This is a genomic window from Kitasatospora sp. NPDC001309 (genome assembly GCF_042896295.1).
In the GTDB taxonomy this organism is placed as follows: Bacteria; Actinomycetota; Actinomycetes; order Streptomycetales; family Streptomycetaceae; genus Kitasatospora.
The window spans coordinates 1-14,386 of record NZ_JBIAXC010000026.1; the positions used below are offsets into that span (position 1 = coordinate 1).

Genomic DNA, 14,386 nt, shown 5'->3' on the forward strand with positions numbered 1-14,386 from the left:
GGGGTGCCCTGCTGCGGCCCCCGCCCCGGGCCCCCCCGCGCCCCGCGCCCCCCGGGGGCGGGCGGGGGGGGGGCGCCGCGGGGCCCCCCCCCACCGCCGCCGCACCGTCACTGCCGCAGCGTCGCCGCCGCTTCCGCGGCCCGTCCGCACCCCCGCCCGCACCGCACTGCCAACGAGGCCCCGATGACCCCACCCGAACCCTCGCCCCTCCCACCGCCGGACGGCTCCGCCGGCCTGAGCGCCGAAGGGGTGTCCAAGCGCTTCGGCGCCGTCCAGGCGCTGACGGACGTCACGCTCTCCTTCCCGCCCGGCCAGGTCACCGCGCTGATGGGCGAGAACGGTGCCGGAAAGTCCACCCTGCTGCGCATCCTCACCGGCGACCACCGCCTCACCGAGGGCCGTGTCCTGCTGGACGGCGAGCCCCTGGACCTGCACTCCCCGCAGGACGCCCGCCGGGCCGGGATCCGGATCATCCCGCAGGAACCCGAGATCATCCCGCACGTCCCGGTCGCCGAGAACGTCTACGCCGGCTCGCTGCCGCGCACCGCCCTGCGCCGGCTGGACCGCGCCGAGCTGCGCCGCCGGATCACCGCCGACCTGGCCCGCCTGGGCTTCGACAAGGTCCTCGACCCGGACCTGCTCGGCTCTGAACTCACCGCTGCACAGCGCCAGTTGGTCGAGATCATGCGGGCCCTGACCGGTGCGGTCGCACCGCGCGCGATCGCCTTCGACGAGCCCACCTCCTCGCTCTCCGAGCACGAGGTCGAGGCGCTGTTCGCGCTGATCGGACGGCTGCGCGACCAGGGCATCGCGGTCGTCTACGTCTCCCACCGGATGAAGGAGATCTTCCGGCTCGCCGACCGGATCGCCGTGCTGCGCGACGGCCGGGTCGCCGGGGTGGTCCGGGCCGCCGCCACCGACGAGGGCGAGCTCGTCCGGCTGATGGTCGGCCGCGACCTGTCCTCGCTGTTCGTCCGCCAGCAGGTCGCCACCGAGCGCGTCGTGCTGGACGTCGACGGGGTCACCACCGACGACGTCCGCGACGTCAGCCTCCGCGTCCGGGCCGGCGAGGTGGTCGCCCTGGCCGGGCTGATCGGTGCCGGACGCTCCGAACTCGCCCTCGCGCTGGCCGGGGACGCCCCGATCCGCTCCGGCACGGTGACCCTCAACGGCGAGGTGCTGCGGCTGCGCAGCCCGCGCGACGCCATCGCCGCCGGGATCGGACTGGCGCCCGAGGAGCGCAAGGCCCAGGCCCTGTTCCTGCAGCGCACGATCCGCGACAACACCTCGCTGGTCAGCCTGCGTCGGCTCAGCCGGTGGCGGTTCGTCAAGCACCGCCAGGAGAAGGCCCTCGCCCAGGAGTACGCCGACCGGCTGCGGGTCCGCGCCCCCTCCGTCGAGGCGGAGGTGCGCACCCTGTCCGGCGGCAACCAGCAGAAGGTCGTGCTGGCCCGCTGGCTCGCCCGCCGGCCCGAGCTGCTGATCCTGGACGAGCCCACCCGCGGCGTCGACATCGGGGCCAAGGCGGAGATCTACCAGATCATCGCCGACCTGGCCCGCGAGGGCACCGCCGTGCTGGTCATCTCCTCCGAACTGCCCGAAGTGCTCGGCCTCGCCGACCGGATCGTGGTGATGCAGAACGGCCGCACCACCGGCGAGCTCAGCCGCGAGGAGGCGACCGAGGAGGCCGTCCTCGCCCTCGCCATGGCCGACGACCTCGGTGCCGATGACTTCGGTGCCGCCGACGACCGTGCCGCGGCCGACCACCGTGCCGCGGCCGACGAGCGCGCCGCCACCACCCCCGCCCAGACCGGAGAGACCCGATGACCACCGCCACGCCCCCGACCGCCCCGGTGCCGGACACCGGCGCCCTGCCCGTGCGGTCCGGCGGCCCGCGCGCCCTGCTCGCCGCGATCGGCGGGCAGAACCTCAGCCTGATCGGCGCCCTGGTCGCCGTCGTCGCCCTGTTCGGCGGGCTCAACCCCAACTTCGTCGGCTGGGACAACATCCAGGTCATCGCCGAGGCCGCCACCATCTCCGGACTGCTGGCCGTCGTCCAGACCGTCGTGATCATCTGCGGCGGCCTCGACATCTCGGTCGGCTCCCAGGCCGGTCTGGCCTCCGTCACCAGCGCCATGGCGTTCACCTCCACCGGCGCCAACCCCTTCCTCGGCATCAGCGCCTCGCTGGCCATCGGCGCGGGCATCGGCCTGTTCAACGGCGTCGTCATCGTCTACGGCCGGGTCAACCCGACGATCGCCACCCTTGCCGGGCTGGCCGCCTACAAGGGCGTCGCCCAGCTCGTCTCGGACGGCCGCGCCCAGGGCTACGTGCTCAACGACCCGGTCTTCGTCTTCCTCAGCCGGGGCCGGATCGCCGGACTGCCCACCATGGTCTGGCTGCTGATCCTCACCGCCGTCGCCGTGCACGCCCTGCTGACGTACACCGACATCGGCCGCAACATCTACGCGATCGGCGGCAACGACACCGCCGCCCGGCTGGCCGGCATCAACCTCAACAAGTACCTGATCGCCGCCTACGCCCTCTCCGGTACGGTCGCCGCCCTGGCCGGCGTGCTGCTCACCGCCCGCACCGGCAGCGGCCAGCCCGTCTCCGGCAGTGAGGGGCTGGAACTCCAGTCGATCACCGCGGCCGCGCTCGGCGGCTGCGCCCTCAAGGGCGGCAAGGGCAGCATCGGCGGCACCCTGCTGGCGGTGGCGCTGCTCGGCGCGCTGCAGAACGGGCTCACCGTCCAGGGCATCAACGCCTTCTGGCAGAACGTCGCCCAGGGGGCGCTGCTGGTGGCCGCGGTGGTGATCCAGCAGCGTCGCAACCGGGAGCGTGCGGTCGGGCTGCCGGCCTGACGTACGTCCCACGCCCCTCCCCCTCGTACTCCCGTGGGACGGACCGGACGGATCGTCCCTCCGGTCCGTCCCACGGGACGGGGGCGGGAGCGCACCCGGCCCCCCACCCGGGTGCGCTCCCGCGCCGCCGCCTCGCCGCCCCCGCGTTGCCCGCTACCGGGCCCGGGGGCCGTCGGGGCCGGGGATAATGGATCACGCAGGCTCCGGCCGCGTCGCCGGTCGCCGACGGGGACGCCCCGGCCGTACGCGCTCGTTCGATCGAAAGGTCCTCCGTGGCTGACCAGACGTTGCTCGCCGCCCAGCGCCAGGCCCTGATCCTGGAGGCGATCCGCCGGACCGGCGCGATCCGGGTCGCCGAGCTGGTCGAGCAGTTCGGCGTGTCCGACATGACCATCCGCCGGGACCTCGACGCGCTGGTGCGCCAGGGCACCGTGGAGAAGGTCCACGGCGGCGCGGTGGCGACCGGGACGGCCAGCGCCTTCGAGCCCGGCTTCGACGCCAAGTCCGGTCTGGAGGAGGGCACCAAGGCCGCGCTGGCGGACGCCGCGGTGCGGTTGGTGGAACCGGGCAGCGTGGTGGCCCTGTCGGCCGGTACCACGACCTACGCGGTCGCCTCCCGGCTGCTGGACGTGCCGGACCTGACGGTGGTGACCAACTCGCTGCGGATCGCCGACCTGCTGTGGGCGGCGGGGAGCGAGGGCCGGGAGAACGTCCCGACCCTGCTGCTGACCGGCGGGTCGCCGACCCGGTCGGCCGCCCTGGTGGGGGCGCTGGCCGACCAGACCGTCCGGTCGCTGCACGTGGACCTGCTGATCCTGGGCGTGCACGGGGCGAGCGAGCAGGCCGGCCTCACCACGCCCAACCTGGCCGAGGCGCAGACCAACCGGGCCCTGATCGCCTCCGCCCGGCGCACCGTCGTGGTGGCCGACCACACCAAGTGGGGCGTCGTCGGTCTGAGCAGCTTCGCGACCCTGGCGGAGGTCGACTGCTTCATCACCGACGACGCCCTGCCCGCGGCGGCCCGCGGGGTGCTCGCCGAGGCGGTCGGCGAGCTCCTCGTCGTCCCGACCACGGGCTGAGCCCGGCTGATCCCGGGTCCTTCCGGCCCACCCGGGCCCTTCTGGCGGCCCCGGGTGGGCCGGGTGCTCAGCCCACCTTGCGGGCGCCCGCCGAGGGGACGGCGGTGAAGGCAACGGGGGCGGCGAAGCCCGCGGCGTGGAAGGCCGCCGTCACGGCGGTCGAGACCTCGGCCACCTGCTCGGCGCCGACCAGGGCGATGACGGACCCGCCGAAGCCGCCACCGGTCATCCGGGCGCCCAGCGCCCCGGCGGCGACGGCGGCCTCGACCGCGAGGTCCGTCTCGGCGCAGGAGACCCGGAAGTCGTCGCGCAGCGAGGCGTGCCCGGCCGTCAGGACCGGCCCGAGCGCCGCGAGGTCGCCGCGGACCAGGTGGTCGACGGCCTCCAGCACGCGCCCGTTCTCCGTCACCACGTGCCGTACCAGCGGCCGGAGTTCACCGGGCAGCCGGTCCAGGGCCGGGCCGAGGTCGGCGGCTTCGAGGTCGCGAAGCGCGGGCAAGCCGAGCAGCTCGGCGGCGCGCTCGCAGCCGGCCCGCAGGGCCGCGTAGGCGCCGTCGCCGAGGTCGTGCTTGACCCGGGTGTCGATCACCAGCAGCCGCAGGCCGGCCGCCGCGAGGTCGAACGGGACGTGCCGCTGCTCCAGCGTCCGGGCGTCCAGGAACAGCGCGGTGCCGTCCGTGCAGCAGGAGGAGGCCATCTGGTCCATCACACCGCAGGGCACGCCGACGAAGGCGTTCTCGGCCCGCTGGGCGAGGACCGCGAGCTCCGGGGCGCTCAGGCCGAGGCCGTACAGGTCGTTCAGGGCGGCGGCGGTCGCGCACTCCAGGGCGGCGGAGGAGGAGAGGCCGGCGCCGCTCGGCACGTCGCTGTCGACGTACAGGTCGGCCCCGCCGACGGCGTGCCCGGCCTCGGCGAGCGCCCAGAACACGCCGGCCGGGTAGCCGGCCCAGCTGGTGACCACGCCGGGTTCCAGACCGTCCAGGGCGAGTTCGGTGATCGTGCCGCCGCCCTGGGCGCTGAACAGCCGCAGCCGGCCGTCCTCGCGGCGGCGGGCGGTCACCCGGGTGGTGTGGGGGAGGGCGATGGGCAGGACGAAGCCGTGGTTGTAGTCGGTGTGCTCACCGATCAGGTTCACCCGGCCGGGTGCGGCCCAGACGCCGTCCGGGCGGACGCCGTGGACGGCCTCGAACTCGGTGGCCTCGTCGATCATCTGCAGCTCCATGCCTGGCGTGCGCGGTGGGCCCCGCGGTCGGTCTGCACCGGCATGCGGGAGTGAATTCCGACATAATCAAACATGACCGCCCCCACGGTCAATATCTGCGATGTCCGTGTTCATTCGGGTCGGGCCGGCGGCCGGAAGCTGCCGCCACCAGCATCGATGCTTGTTGACAAGCGATCGTCTCTGTTTGAATCTGTTGAAGCTCGAAAGTGCCGGGCCCGACGGCCCCACGCGTAAGGAGTACAGCGGTGCACAGAACCGCCACCAAGCTGGCCGACGGCCGCGAACTGGTCTACTTCGACCAGGGGCCGGGCGCGCTCCGCGAGGTCCCGGACGAGCGGCCGCTCGAACCGGCCGCGAGCCTGTCCGAGACCCGGCTCGACCCGGTGCTCGGCGAGTGGGTGACGGTGGCCGCGCACCGCCAGCAGCGCACCTACCTCCCGCCTGCCGGGGAGTGCCCGCTCTGCCCCTCGCGCGACGGACGGCTCAGCGAGATCCCGGCGCCGGACTACGAGGTCGCGGTGTTCGAGAACCGCTTCCCCTCGCTCGCCACCGGCTCCGCCGACCACGTCGCGGCCCGGGACGAACCCCTGCACACCCTCCGGCCGGGCGTCGGCCGCTGCGAGGTGGTCTGCTTCACCTCCGACCACGACGCCTCCTTCGCCGACCTCGACGAACCCCGGGCCCGCCTCGTCCTGGACGCCTGGACCGACCGGACGGCGGAGCTCTCCGCCCTGCCCGGCGTACGGCAGGTGTACTGCTTCGAGAACCGCGGCGAGGAGATCGGGGTCACCCTCGCCCACCCGCACGGGCAGATCTACGCCTTCCCGTTCGTTCCCTCCCGCACCGCCCGGATGACCGCCCGGGCCGAGGCGCACCGGGCCCGCACCGGCCGCAACCTCTTCGAGGACCTGCTGGCCGTCGAACGCAGCTCCCCCGAGCGGGTGGTGCTCCGGGGCGAGCACTGGACGGCCTTCGTCCCGTTCGCCGCCCGCTGGCCGTACGAGGTCCACCTCTACCCCCACCGCAGGGTCCCCGACCTGACCGCACTGAACGAGGCCGAGCGCGCCGAGTTCCCCGGCCTCTACCTCGACCTGCTGCGCCGCTTCGACGCGCTGTTCCCCGCCGGGCCGGGCGGGGCGCGCAACCGCACCCCGTACATCGCGGCCTGGCACCAGGCCCCGGGCGAGGGCGGTGCCGAACTCGCGCTCCACCTGGAGCTGTTCACCGTCCGGCGGGCGCCCGGCAAGCTCAAGTACCTGGCCGGGGTGGAGTCCGGGCTGGACGCCTTCGTCACCGACGTCAGCCCGGAGGGCGCCGCCGAGCGGCTGCGGGCCGCCGCACCCGCCTGATCCCGGTCCCGGACGGTTCCGGGCCTCGGAGGGTTCCGGGCCCCGGACGCGACGGCGACCTCCCGCCCCTGGTGGGGGTGGGAGGCCGCCGTACGGGTGTCGCGGGTCAGGTCAGGTCGGGTCGGCGCCGGGGCCGGTCAGCCGGCCGGCTTCGCGGTGACCAGGGCGGTGATCCCCGCGGCCAGCTCGGGGCCGAGCTCGCCCCAGCCGTCCTTGTAGCCGTACACGCCGCCGAGGGTGCGGGCCTCGTAGTCGCCGTTCATGATCTCGATGTCGTTCGCGGTGATGAGGCCCGGGTGGGCGACGCCGACGGCGGAGGAGACCTTGAGCAGTTCCTTGCGCAGGGTGCGCAGGTAGACGGCGGCGCGGGTGGACTTGGAGGCCGGGTCCAGGCCGCGGGCCAGCCAGGGGTTCTGGGTGGCGATGCCGGTGGGGCACTTGTCGGTGTGGCACTTCTGGGCCTGGATGCAGCCGATCGACAGCATGGCCTCGCGGGCCACGTTGATCATGTCGGCGCCGAGGGCGAAGGCCACCGCGGCGTTCTCGGGCAGGCCGAGCTTGCCGGAGCCGATGAAGGTGAGGTCGTCGGTCAGGCCCAGTTCGGCGAAGGTGCCGTAGACCCGGGAGAAGCCCATCCGGAACGGGAGGGAGACCGAGTCGGCGAACATCCGGGGCGCGGCGCCGGTGCCGCCCTCGCCGCCGTCGACGGTCACGAAGTCGACCCCGCGGTCGCCGCGCTCCATCAGCGCGGCGAGCTCCTGCCAGAAGCCCAGGTCGCCGACCGCGCTCTTGATGCCGACCGGCAGGCCGGTCTCGGCGGCGATCAGCTCGACGAAGTCCAGCATCGAGTCGACGTCGCCGAACGCGCTGTGCCGGGACGGCGAGGCGCAGTCCTGGCCGACCGGGATGCCGCGGATCGCGGCGATCTCCGGGGTGACCTTGGCGCCCGGCAGCATGCCGCCCAGCCCGGGCTTGGCGCCCTGGGAGAGCTTGATCTCTATCGCCTTGACCGGGGCGCCGGCGACGATGTCCTTGAGCTTGTCCAGGTTGAAGGTGCCGTCCTCGTTGCGGCAGCCGAAGTAGGCGGTGCCGAGCTGGAGGACGAGGTCGCCGCCCTGGCGGTGGTACGGGGAGAGCCCGCCCTCACCGGTGTTGTGCATGGTGCCGGCCTCCGCCGCGCCCTTGTTGAGGGCGGTGATGGCGGCGCCGGAGAGCGAGCCGAAGCTCATCGCCGAGATGTTCACCACGCTCGCCGGGCGGAAGGCCTTGGCGCGGCCGCGCGGCCCGCCGAGCACCTTGGCCGAGGGCAGCGGGGACTGCGGGTCGTGGAGGTCGGGCAGGGCGCCCGCGAAGGTGCGCTGCTTGACGTAGGCGTGGCCCTGGACGTGCTCGACGTCGACCTCGGTGCCGAAGCCGAAGTAGTTGTTCTGCTCCTTCGCGGAGGCGTAGATCCAGGTGCGCTGGTCGCGGCTGAACGGACGCTCCTCCTCGTTGGAGGTCACGATGTACTGCCGCAGCTCGGGGCCGATCGTCTCCAGCAGGTAGCGGGCGTGCCCGAGCACCGGGAAGTTCCGGAGCAGCGCGTGCTTCTTCTGGATGAGGTCGCGGGCAGCCAGAAGCGCCACCGCTGTCGCGGCGGCTGCGCCGATCTTCCGGGCTTGCATGGACGTTCCTCCTCGGTGCACGACCCCATCGCCGTCGGTGGAGTCGTCCTGTGGTGCAGGGCGTGGGGCGGTGGGCGCGCGGCCGGGAGGGCCGGGCGTCCGCCGGGGGATCCGATGTGATCGTAGGAGGCTTCCCCGGGCGCCCTGCGGGCAGGGGGCGGGTTCGCGGCGGCGCCCGGCCGGGAGCCCGGCCGCGAACCCGCGCGGGGCGGGGCCGAGCCCCCGGTCACGCGGTGACCTTGGCGACGAAGGCGGCCAGGTTGGCCACGGTGCGCCGGATCTTCTCCTCCGTGGTGAGCGACTCGTGGAGCTTGACCCCGACGTCCCGCTTGCCGCGCACGTAGAGCGAGCAGGCGAGGTCGGTGCACATGTACGCGCCGACCGAGTTGCCCTGCTTGCCGGCCTTCCCGGCGAGCGGGGCGACCAGCAGCGAGACGCCGCCGGAGTGGGTGGTGACGCAGAGCGAGCAGATGCTGCGCCGGGCCTGCCAGGAGGCGGCACCGGAGGAGCGCAGCGCGATCGCCACCGTCCGGCCGTCCAGTTCGGCCGCGAGGTAGGCGCGGTCGGGTGCCTGCGGGTCGCGCCAGCCGAGGAAGTCCAGGTCGTCCCAGTCGAGTTCGGACAGGTTGCGGGGTACGTGCAGGCGCTTGGCCTCGCCCTTGCTGCAGTTCAGGAAGGCGGAGCGGATCTGGGGTTCGGTCATCGGCTGCATAGGAGTCAACGTAAATTACCTAGGAGTATTAGGCAAATGTATAATCGGCTCAGGCGATGGAAGGAAATGGAAGGAAGCAGATGGCACGCGTAGGGCTGAACGCGGAACGACTCACCCGGGCGGGAGCGGAACTGGCCGACGAGGTCGGCTTCGACAAGGTCACGGTCTCCGCGCTCGCACGACACTTCGGCGTCAAGGACGCGAGCCTGTACTCGCACGTCAAGAACTCCCAGGACCTCAAGACCAGGATCGCCCTGCTCGCCCTGGAGGAACTCGCCGACCGGGCCGCCGCGGCCCTGGCCGGGCGGGCCGGCAAGGACGCCCTGGCGGCCTTCGCCAACGCTTACCGCGACTACGCCCGGGAGCACCCCGGCCGCTGGGCCGCCGCCCAGCTCGAACTCGACCACGAGACGGCGCTCGGCAGCGCCGCCGTCCGGCACTCGCAGATGACCCGCGCGATCCTGCGCGGCTACGACCTCGCGGAGCCCGACGAGACCGACGCCGTCCGCCTGCTCGGCAGCACCTTCCACGGCTACGTCGCGCTGGAGCGGGCGGGCGGCTTCCAGCACACCCCGCGCACCGCCGAGGACACCTGGGCCCGCATCCTGGACGCCCTCGACGCCCTGCTGCGCAACTGGCCGAAGGCCTGACGGCGGGCGGGGGCGCCGCTGGGCCTCCGGCGGGTCGTCGGCGGGTCCTCGGCGGGTCCTCGGTGGGGGTGGTGAGGTCCGGCGCGGGCGGGGTCAGGCCGTGTAGTGGGCCGTGCGGTAGCCGCCCTCGGCGGTGCGCTCGACGTTCTCGTCCTCCCAGGTGTGCGGGACCTTCAAGCCCCAGCGCTTGCGCAGCACCTTGTGCTCCGCGCGGTTCCTGGTGACGTACCAGGTGCCCATCCGGCACCAGGCGAGCGGTTCGTCGGCCTCGGTGGCCACGGCCCGCACCAGCTGCTGGGCGAACCGGGCCACCGTCGACTCCAGGTACTGGTTCATCCGGTAGGTGGCCTGGTCGCCGTGCTGGAACATGGCGTAGTCGGAGCCGGGTTGGGTGTGCAGCCGGCCGTGCTCCAGGGCCACCGTGCCGTGCCGGGCCACCGGCTCCTGCTGGGTGTTCCTGGCGATCCCCGCGTTGAGCCGGTTCAGCAGCTTGGCCTTCTCCATGGTCGCCTCCGGGATCTGGCCGCCGCCCGTGCCGCCCTGGGCGGAGTACACCTCGTGCAGGTCGTAGTCCCCGGTGTAGAGGTACCGCTTCCAGTTCGGATCGGCCTTGAGGGCCGTCAACGCCGGTCCGCCGCCCGCCTGTTGCATGTCGAGCGGGACGTACGGCTCGCCGTTGGCGCCGGTGTGCACGATCCCGGCGGCGAGCGTCGGGGGCGGGTTGTCGATCCGTACGCCGGCCAGGCCCTGGTCGTTCCAGTGGCCGACGAAGCCGCTCAGGTCGTTGGCGTCCAGCCAGGCCAGGATCGTCGCCGGGTCGCCCGCGACCTGCCCCGGGCCGGTGCCGTACTTCTTGTCGACGGAGGCGGGCTTGATCGACTTCTCCAGGATGGTGTGCGGCTTGGCCTTGGCGCCCTCCGCGATCCGTCGGATCGAGTACTCGCCGGTCTCCCGGATCGCGATGGTGTAGTGGTGCTTCTTGCAGATCGCCGAGATGGCGTCCAAGTGGTCCTGCCACACGATCTTCCGCAGGTCGGCCGACCGCTTGCCGAGGGTGACGGTCTGCCCGTCGAACGAGCCCGCCGCACACGCGGTTTCGACGTTGTTCTCGTCCAGCATCCGCTGCACCACCGGCCGGTGGCCGCCCGGGACCCGCTGGAGCGCACGGCCCGTCGCCGCGTTGCCGACGGTGCGCTGGAGGTCCACGGCGGCCTGCGGGGACACGGCCCCGGCCCCCGGCCCCACTCGTGCGCCGGCCCGGTGGGCCGGGCTCGGGTCGCGCGGGGCGTGCCCGGCCTTCTCGTGTTGCTTCCTCGCCTGCATGCTGCAACCTCCTCGATCCCCTTCGTCCCCGTTATATCGGGAGTCGGGGCGCAGGAGGAGACCGTATCCCGACTTGCTCGCCCGGGAGTTGGGCTCGGGTGCCGGTCCAGGGTGTCGGTCCCGGGTGCTGGTCCAGGGTGTCGGTCCTCGGGGAAGTTGCCTCCGGGTTAGTTGTGTGAGCACAATGATTACACCAACACAATTAACCCGGGGAGTGTTCCCATGCCCGACGCCGCCCGTCCGCGGCCCTGGCTCGTGCTGGCCATCTGCTGCATGAGCCTGCTGATGGTCAGTCTCGACATCACCATCCTGAACGTGGCCCTGCCCGCCGTCCGGAGCGACCTGCACACCTCGGTGTCCGGGCTGCAGTGGACCGTCGACGCCTACACCCTGGTCCTGGCGAGCCTGCTGATGCTCTCCGGATCGACCGCCGACCGGATCGGCCGGCGCCGGGTCTTCCGGATCGGGCTGGTGGTGTTCGGCGCGGCCTCCCTGCTGTGCAGCCTGGCCCCCGGGCTCGGCTGGCTGATCGTGGCGCGCATGCTCCAGGCGGTCGGTGGCTCGATGCTCAACCCCGTCGCCATGTCGATCATCAGCAACACCTTCACCGACTCCCGCCAGCGGGCCCGCGCGATAGGCGTGTGGGGCGGCGTCGTGGGCATCAGCATGGCCGCCGGGCCGATCCTCGGCGGGGCGCTGGTGGAGTCGGCCGGCTGGCGGGCGATCTTCTGGATCAACGTCCCGATCGCCCTCGCCGCCTTCGTCCTGACGGGCCGCTACGTCCCGGAGTCGCGAGCGGCCCGAGCCCGCCGGGTGGACCCGGTCGGCCAGACCCTGGTCGTCGTGCTGCTCGCCGGACTCACCTACGCGATCATCGAGTCGCCGCAGCGCGGCTGGTCCTCGCCCGTGGTGCTCGGCTGCACGGCGGCGGCGCTGGCCGCACTGCTGGGCCTGCTCCGGTACGAGCCCCGGCGCACCGACCCGCTCATCGACCTCAGGTTCTTCCGCTCCGCGCCGTTCGCGGGCGCCACCGTGATCGCGGTCGCCGCCTTCGCCGGTCTCGGCGGCTTCCTGTTCGTCAGCTCCCTCTACCTCCAGGACGTCCGCGGGCTGGAGCCACTGCACGCCGGGCTGTACATGTTCCCGATGGCCGTCATGGCCCTGGTGACCGGCCCGCTGTCCGGCCGGATGGTGGCCGCACGAGGCCCACGGACGCCGCTGCTGCTGGCGGGGGCGGCCCTGAGTGCGAGCGCCGTGATCCAGGCGGTCAGCTACTCCGAGCACCTGTCGACCGGTCTGCTGGTGCTCGCCTTCCTGTTGTTCGGCATCGGATTCGGCCTGGTCAACGCGCCCATCACCAACACCGCCGTGTCCGGGATGCCCCGCGCCCAGGCCGGGGTGGCGGCGGCCGTCGCCTCCACCAGCCGACAGGTCGGCCAGTCGCTGGGCGTGGCCGTGATCGGCGCCCTGATGGCGGGCGCGGCGCACTCCGACCCCGCGGCCTTCACCGGGACGGCGCGGACGGCGTGGTGGATCATCGCCGGCTGCGGTGCCGTCGTGCTGGTCGCCGGTACGCTCACTTCCGGCCGCTGGGCCCGGGCGACGGCCGAGCGCACGGCGGCGCGGCTCGCCGCCGAGGAGGCCGGCGAGGAGGCCGGCGAGGAGAGCAGGACGGCGAAGGAGAAGGTGGACGCCTGATGGGGCGCAGTGACACCGGCGGACACCCGGAGGCGGGCGGGGTCGACCCCGGGACGGCGGGCGGGGTCGATCCCGGGACGGCGGGCGGGGTCGATCCCGGGACCGCGGGCCGGGTCGATCCCGGGACCGCGGGCCGGGTCTGGCAGGGGATGAACGCGCTCGTCCTGGAGCGCTACAACCGTCGCAAGGCCGTCGCCGAGGCCCTCGGGATGAGCTTCGGCCGGGTCCGGGCGCTGCGCCGCCTCGCCGGCGGCCCGATCACCCTGCGGGAACTGGCCGAACGGCTGACCGCCGATCCGCCGTACACCACGGTGATCGTCGACGACCTGGTGCGGCGCGGCCTCGCCGAGCGCATCACCAACCCCGCCGACCGGCGCTCCAAGCTGGTCCACCTCACCGAGGAGGGCGAGGCCAAGGCCGCGCTCGCCACCGGCATCCTCACCACCCCGCCGGACGCGCTGCTCGCCCTGCCGCCGGAGGATCTCCGGGCGCTCGACCGGGTGGTGGCGAAGCTCCTGGGCTGAGCGGGGTGGCCGGGTGTGCGGGCGGCTCCCGCGGGTGGTGGGGGACGGTGTGGTGACCGCAGGGTGAAATTAGGTTAGCCTCACCTAATGCACACCGCTTCCCTGGCCGCGACCACGGCCGGATACGCCATGCCCCAGCTCTGGCGGGTCCTCACCAAGGCCGGGTACTTCCTCGGCCTGAGCGGGGCCGTCGGAGCCACCGTCACCTATGCGACCACCGTGCGCCCGGTCCTGCGGGCCCCGGAAACGGGCACCCAGGACGCCGAGGTGCTGCGAAGAAGGGCCGCCGGCTACCTGGTCGGGGCCGGCGCCGTCCTGCTGGTCGCGGGCTACTTCCAGCTCGCCGCCCGGGTGGCCCGGGCCGGGAAGGGGATGCCCTTCGGCGACGCGCTCGCCCCGGACCGGATCCTGGACTTCCTGCGGGCGCCTGCGGCCAAGGGCGCCTGGATCGCCCAGGGCACCGTGTACCTGCTGCAGAACGCCGTCCTGGTCGTGGCCGCCGTCGCCCTGCTCGCCCTCGCCGTACCGGCCGCCCGCCGCCACGTGGACCGGATCGCCCTCGCCGCGTTGCCTCTCACCCTCGCCGTCACCCTGGTCGGCGCCGTGCCGACCACCGCTCCCGCCGGCCTGGACGCGTGGCTGAACCTGGTGTTCGGCCAGGCCCACATCGTCTCCGGCGTCGTCTGGCTCGGCGGCCTGGCCCTGCTCGTCGCCCTCGCCGGCACCCGCAGGCGCCTCGGCGACGGCGCCGGGCTGCTCTGGGCGGACGTGTGGCGGCGCTTCGGCCTCGTCGCGATGGTCTGCGTCGGCGCGGTCACCGTCTCCGGACTGTGGCTCAGTTGGAAGCACGTCGGCGGCATCTCGCAGCTCTGGACCACCGGCTACGGCGTCGCCCTGCTCGTCAAGGTGCTCCTGGTCGCCGCGCTGGTCGCGGCGGGCGCCTTCAACCAGCTCTGGCTGATGCCCCGGATCGTCCGGGCCCGCGGCGCCGACGACACCGGCCCACTGCTGCACCTGACGCTCCGTCACTTCCCCAAGGTCGTCTGGGGCGAGGTCGCCCTCGGCGTCGCGGTGCTCGCCGTGATGCCGTTCATCTCCGGTTCGGCCCGCACCGAGGCCGGCAGCCCGAAGGCCGTCTCCTCCGGCACCCTCCTCGCCGGCGGTGCCGCGCTCACCCTCGCGTTGGCCGCCTCGCTGTACGCGACGGTGCGGATGTCGGACGCCCTGGCGCGGCGGTCCGCCATGGCCTCAACTGCCTGATCCGCTGGTCCAGTTCACCGTTCTCACTGTTTTCACCGTTT

General features: G+C 73.5%; 12 protein-coding genes. 8 read left to right on the forward strand and 4 right to left on the reverse strand.

Annotated elements, in window-relative coordinates:
* Nucleotides 1–183: 183 nt before the first annotated feature.
* The 3 genes from ACFY2K_RS24505 to ACFY2K_RS24515 all read left to right on the forward strand — a co-directional run bounded on the left by ACFY2K_RS24505 (nucleotide 184) and on the right by ACFY2K_RS24515 (nucleotide 3,943).
* Nucleotides 184–1,827, forward strand: a complete 1,644-nt coding sequence (locus ACFY2K_RS24505; RefSeq protein WP_387713988.1) for a sugar ABC transporter ATP-binding protein — start codon at nucleotides 184–186, stop codon at nucleotides 1,825–1,827.
* Nucleotides 1,824–2,864, forward strand: coding sequence for an ABC transporter permease (locus ACFY2K_RS24510; protein WP_387713991.1), 1,041 nt, complete (start codon nucleotides 1,824–1,826; stop codon nucleotides 2,862–2,864). Before ACFY2K_RS24505 ends, ACFY2K_RS24510 begins: the two co-directional genes overlap by 4 nt.
* 272 nt (nucleotides 2,865–3,136) lie before the next feature.
* A complete protein-coding gene (locus tag ACFY2K_RS24515; RefSeq protein WP_380407961.1) occupies nucleotides 3,137–3,943 on the forward strand; it encodes a DeoR/GlpR family DNA-binding transcription regulator in 807 nt (268 codons plus the stop codon).
* Between the two features lie 67 nt (nucleotides 3,944–4,010).
* Here the strand turns inward: ACFY2K_RS24515 and galK are convergent, their stop codons facing one another.
* A complete protein-coding gene (gene galK / locus ACFY2K_RS24520; RefSeq protein ID WP_387713995.1) occupies nucleotides 4,011–5,153 on the reverse strand; it encodes a galactokinase in 1,143 nt (380 codons plus the stop codon).
* Nucleotides 5,154–5,410: 257 nt separating this feature from the next.
* Between galK and galT the strand changes: the two genes are divergently transcribed.
* On the forward strand, nucleotides 5,411–6,514 hold the full coding sequence (gene galT, locus ACFY2K_RS24525) for a galactose-1-phosphate uridylyltransferase (RefSeq protein ID WP_380644816.1): 1,104 nt from the start codon (nucleotides 5,411–5,413) through the stop codon (nucleotides 6,512–6,514).
* A 137-nt stretch (nucleotides 6,515–6,651) separates the two neighbouring features.
* Here the strand turns inward: galT and ACFY2K_RS24530 are convergent, their stop codons facing one another.
* On the reverse strand, nucleotides 6,652–8,178 hold the full coding sequence (locus ACFY2K_RS24530; RefSeq protein ID WP_387713998.1) for an FMN-binding glutamate synthase family protein: 1,527 nt from the start codon (nucleotides 8,176–8,178) through the stop codon (nucleotides 6,652–6,654).
* 226 nt (nucleotides 8,179–8,404) lie between these two features.
* Nucleotides 8,405–8,890 carry an FBP domain-containing protein gene (locus tag ACFY2K_RS24535; protein ID WP_387714001.1) on the reverse strand — a complete coding sequence of 162 codons (486 nt, stop codon included), beginning with the start codon at nucleotides 8,888–8,890 and terminating at the stop codon, nucleotides 8,405–8,407.
* 80 nt (nucleotides 8,891–8,970) lie between these two features.
* Between ACFY2K_RS24535 and ACFY2K_RS24540 the strand changes: the two genes are divergently transcribed.
* Nucleotides 8,971–9,540: a TetR/AcrR family transcriptional regulator gene (locus ACFY2K_RS24540; protein WP_380644820.1), complete on the forward strand. Its 570-nt coding sequence runs from the start codon at nucleotides 8,971–8,973 to the stop codon at nucleotides 9,538–9,540.
* A 93-nt stretch (nucleotides 9,541–9,633) separates the two neighbouring features.
* On the opposite strand, the gene ACFY2K_RS24545 is transcribed toward ACFY2K_RS24540, so the two are convergent.
* Nucleotides 9,634–10,863 (reverse strand): hypothetical protein, encoded by a 1,230-nt coding sequence (locus tag ACFY2K_RS24545; protein ID WP_387714004.1) that lies wholly within the window; start codon nucleotides 10,861–10,863, stop codon nucleotides 9,634–9,636.
* Nucleotides 10,864–11,085: 222 nt separating this feature from the next.
* Here ACFY2K_RS24545 and ACFY2K_RS24550 point away from each other — a divergent pair, with 222 nt between their 5' ends.
* The 3 genes from ACFY2K_RS24550 to ACFY2K_RS24560 all read left to right on the forward strand — a co-directional run bounded on the left by ACFY2K_RS24550 (nucleotide 11,086) and on the right by ACFY2K_RS24560 (nucleotide 14,345).
* A complete protein-coding gene (locus tag ACFY2K_RS24550) occupies nucleotides 11,086–12,561 on the forward strand; it encodes an MFS transporter (RefSeq protein ID WP_387714007.1) in 1,476 nt (491 codons plus the stop codon).
* On the forward strand, nucleotides 12,561–13,085 hold the full coding sequence (locus ACFY2K_RS24555; RefSeq protein ID WP_387714010.1) for a MarR family winged helix-turn-helix transcriptional regulator: 525 nt from the start codon (nucleotides 12,561–12,563) through the stop codon (nucleotides 13,083–13,085). Before ACFY2K_RS24550 ends, ACFY2K_RS24555 begins: the two co-directional genes overlap by 1 nt.
* Before the next feature lie 87 nt (nucleotides 13,086–13,172).
* On the forward strand, nucleotides 13,173–14,345 hold the full coding sequence (locus ACFY2K_RS24560; protein ID WP_387714013.1) for a CopD family protein: 1,173 nt from the start codon (nucleotides 13,173–13,175) through the stop codon (nucleotides 14,343–14,345).
* Nucleotides 14,346–14,386 lie beyond the last annotated feature (41 nt).

Bases quoted from the DNA above. Each gene is read 5' to 3' on its own strand.
- ACFY2K_RS24505 (WP_387713988.1), top strand. From the start codon at position 184: ATGACCCCACCCGAACCCTCGCCCCTCCCACCGCCGGACGGCTCCGCC.
- ACFY2K_RS24510 (WP_387713991.1), top strand. From the start codon at position 1,824: ATGACCACCGCCACGCCCCCGACCGCCCCGGTGCCGGACACCGGCGCC.
- galK (WP_387713995.1), bottom strand. From the start codon at position 5,153: ATGATCGACGAGGCCACCGAGTTCGAGGCCGTCCACGGCGTCCGCCCG.
- ACFY2K_RS24530 (WP_387713998.1), bottom strand. From the start codon at position 8,178: ATGCAAGCCCGGAAGATCGGCGCAGCCGCCGCGACAGCGGTGGCGCTT.
- ACFY2K_RS24535 (WP_387714001.1), bottom strand. From the start codon at position 8,890: ATGCAGCCGATGACCGAACCCCAGATCCGCTCCGCCTTCCTGAACTGC.
- ACFY2K_RS24540 (WP_380644820.1), top strand. From the start codon at position 8,971: ATGGCACGCGTAGGGCTGAACGCGGAACGACTCACCCGGGCGGGAGCG.
- ACFY2K_RS24545 (WP_387714004.1), bottom strand. From the start codon at position 10,863: ATGCAGGCGAGGAAGCAACACGAGAAGGCCGGGCACGCCCCGCGCGAC.
- ACFY2K_RS24550 (WP_387714007.1), top strand. From the start codon at position 11,086: ATGCCCGACGCCGCCCGTCCGCGGCCCTGGCTCGTGCTGGCCATCTGC.
- ACFY2K_RS24555 (WP_387714010.1), top strand. From the start codon at position 12,561: ATGGGGCGCAGTGACACCGGCGGACACCCGGAGGCGGGCGGGGTCGAC.
- ACFY2K_RS24560 (WP_387714013.1), top strand. From the start codon at position 13,173: ATGCACACCGCTTCCCTGGCCGCGACCACGGCCGGATACGCCATGCCC.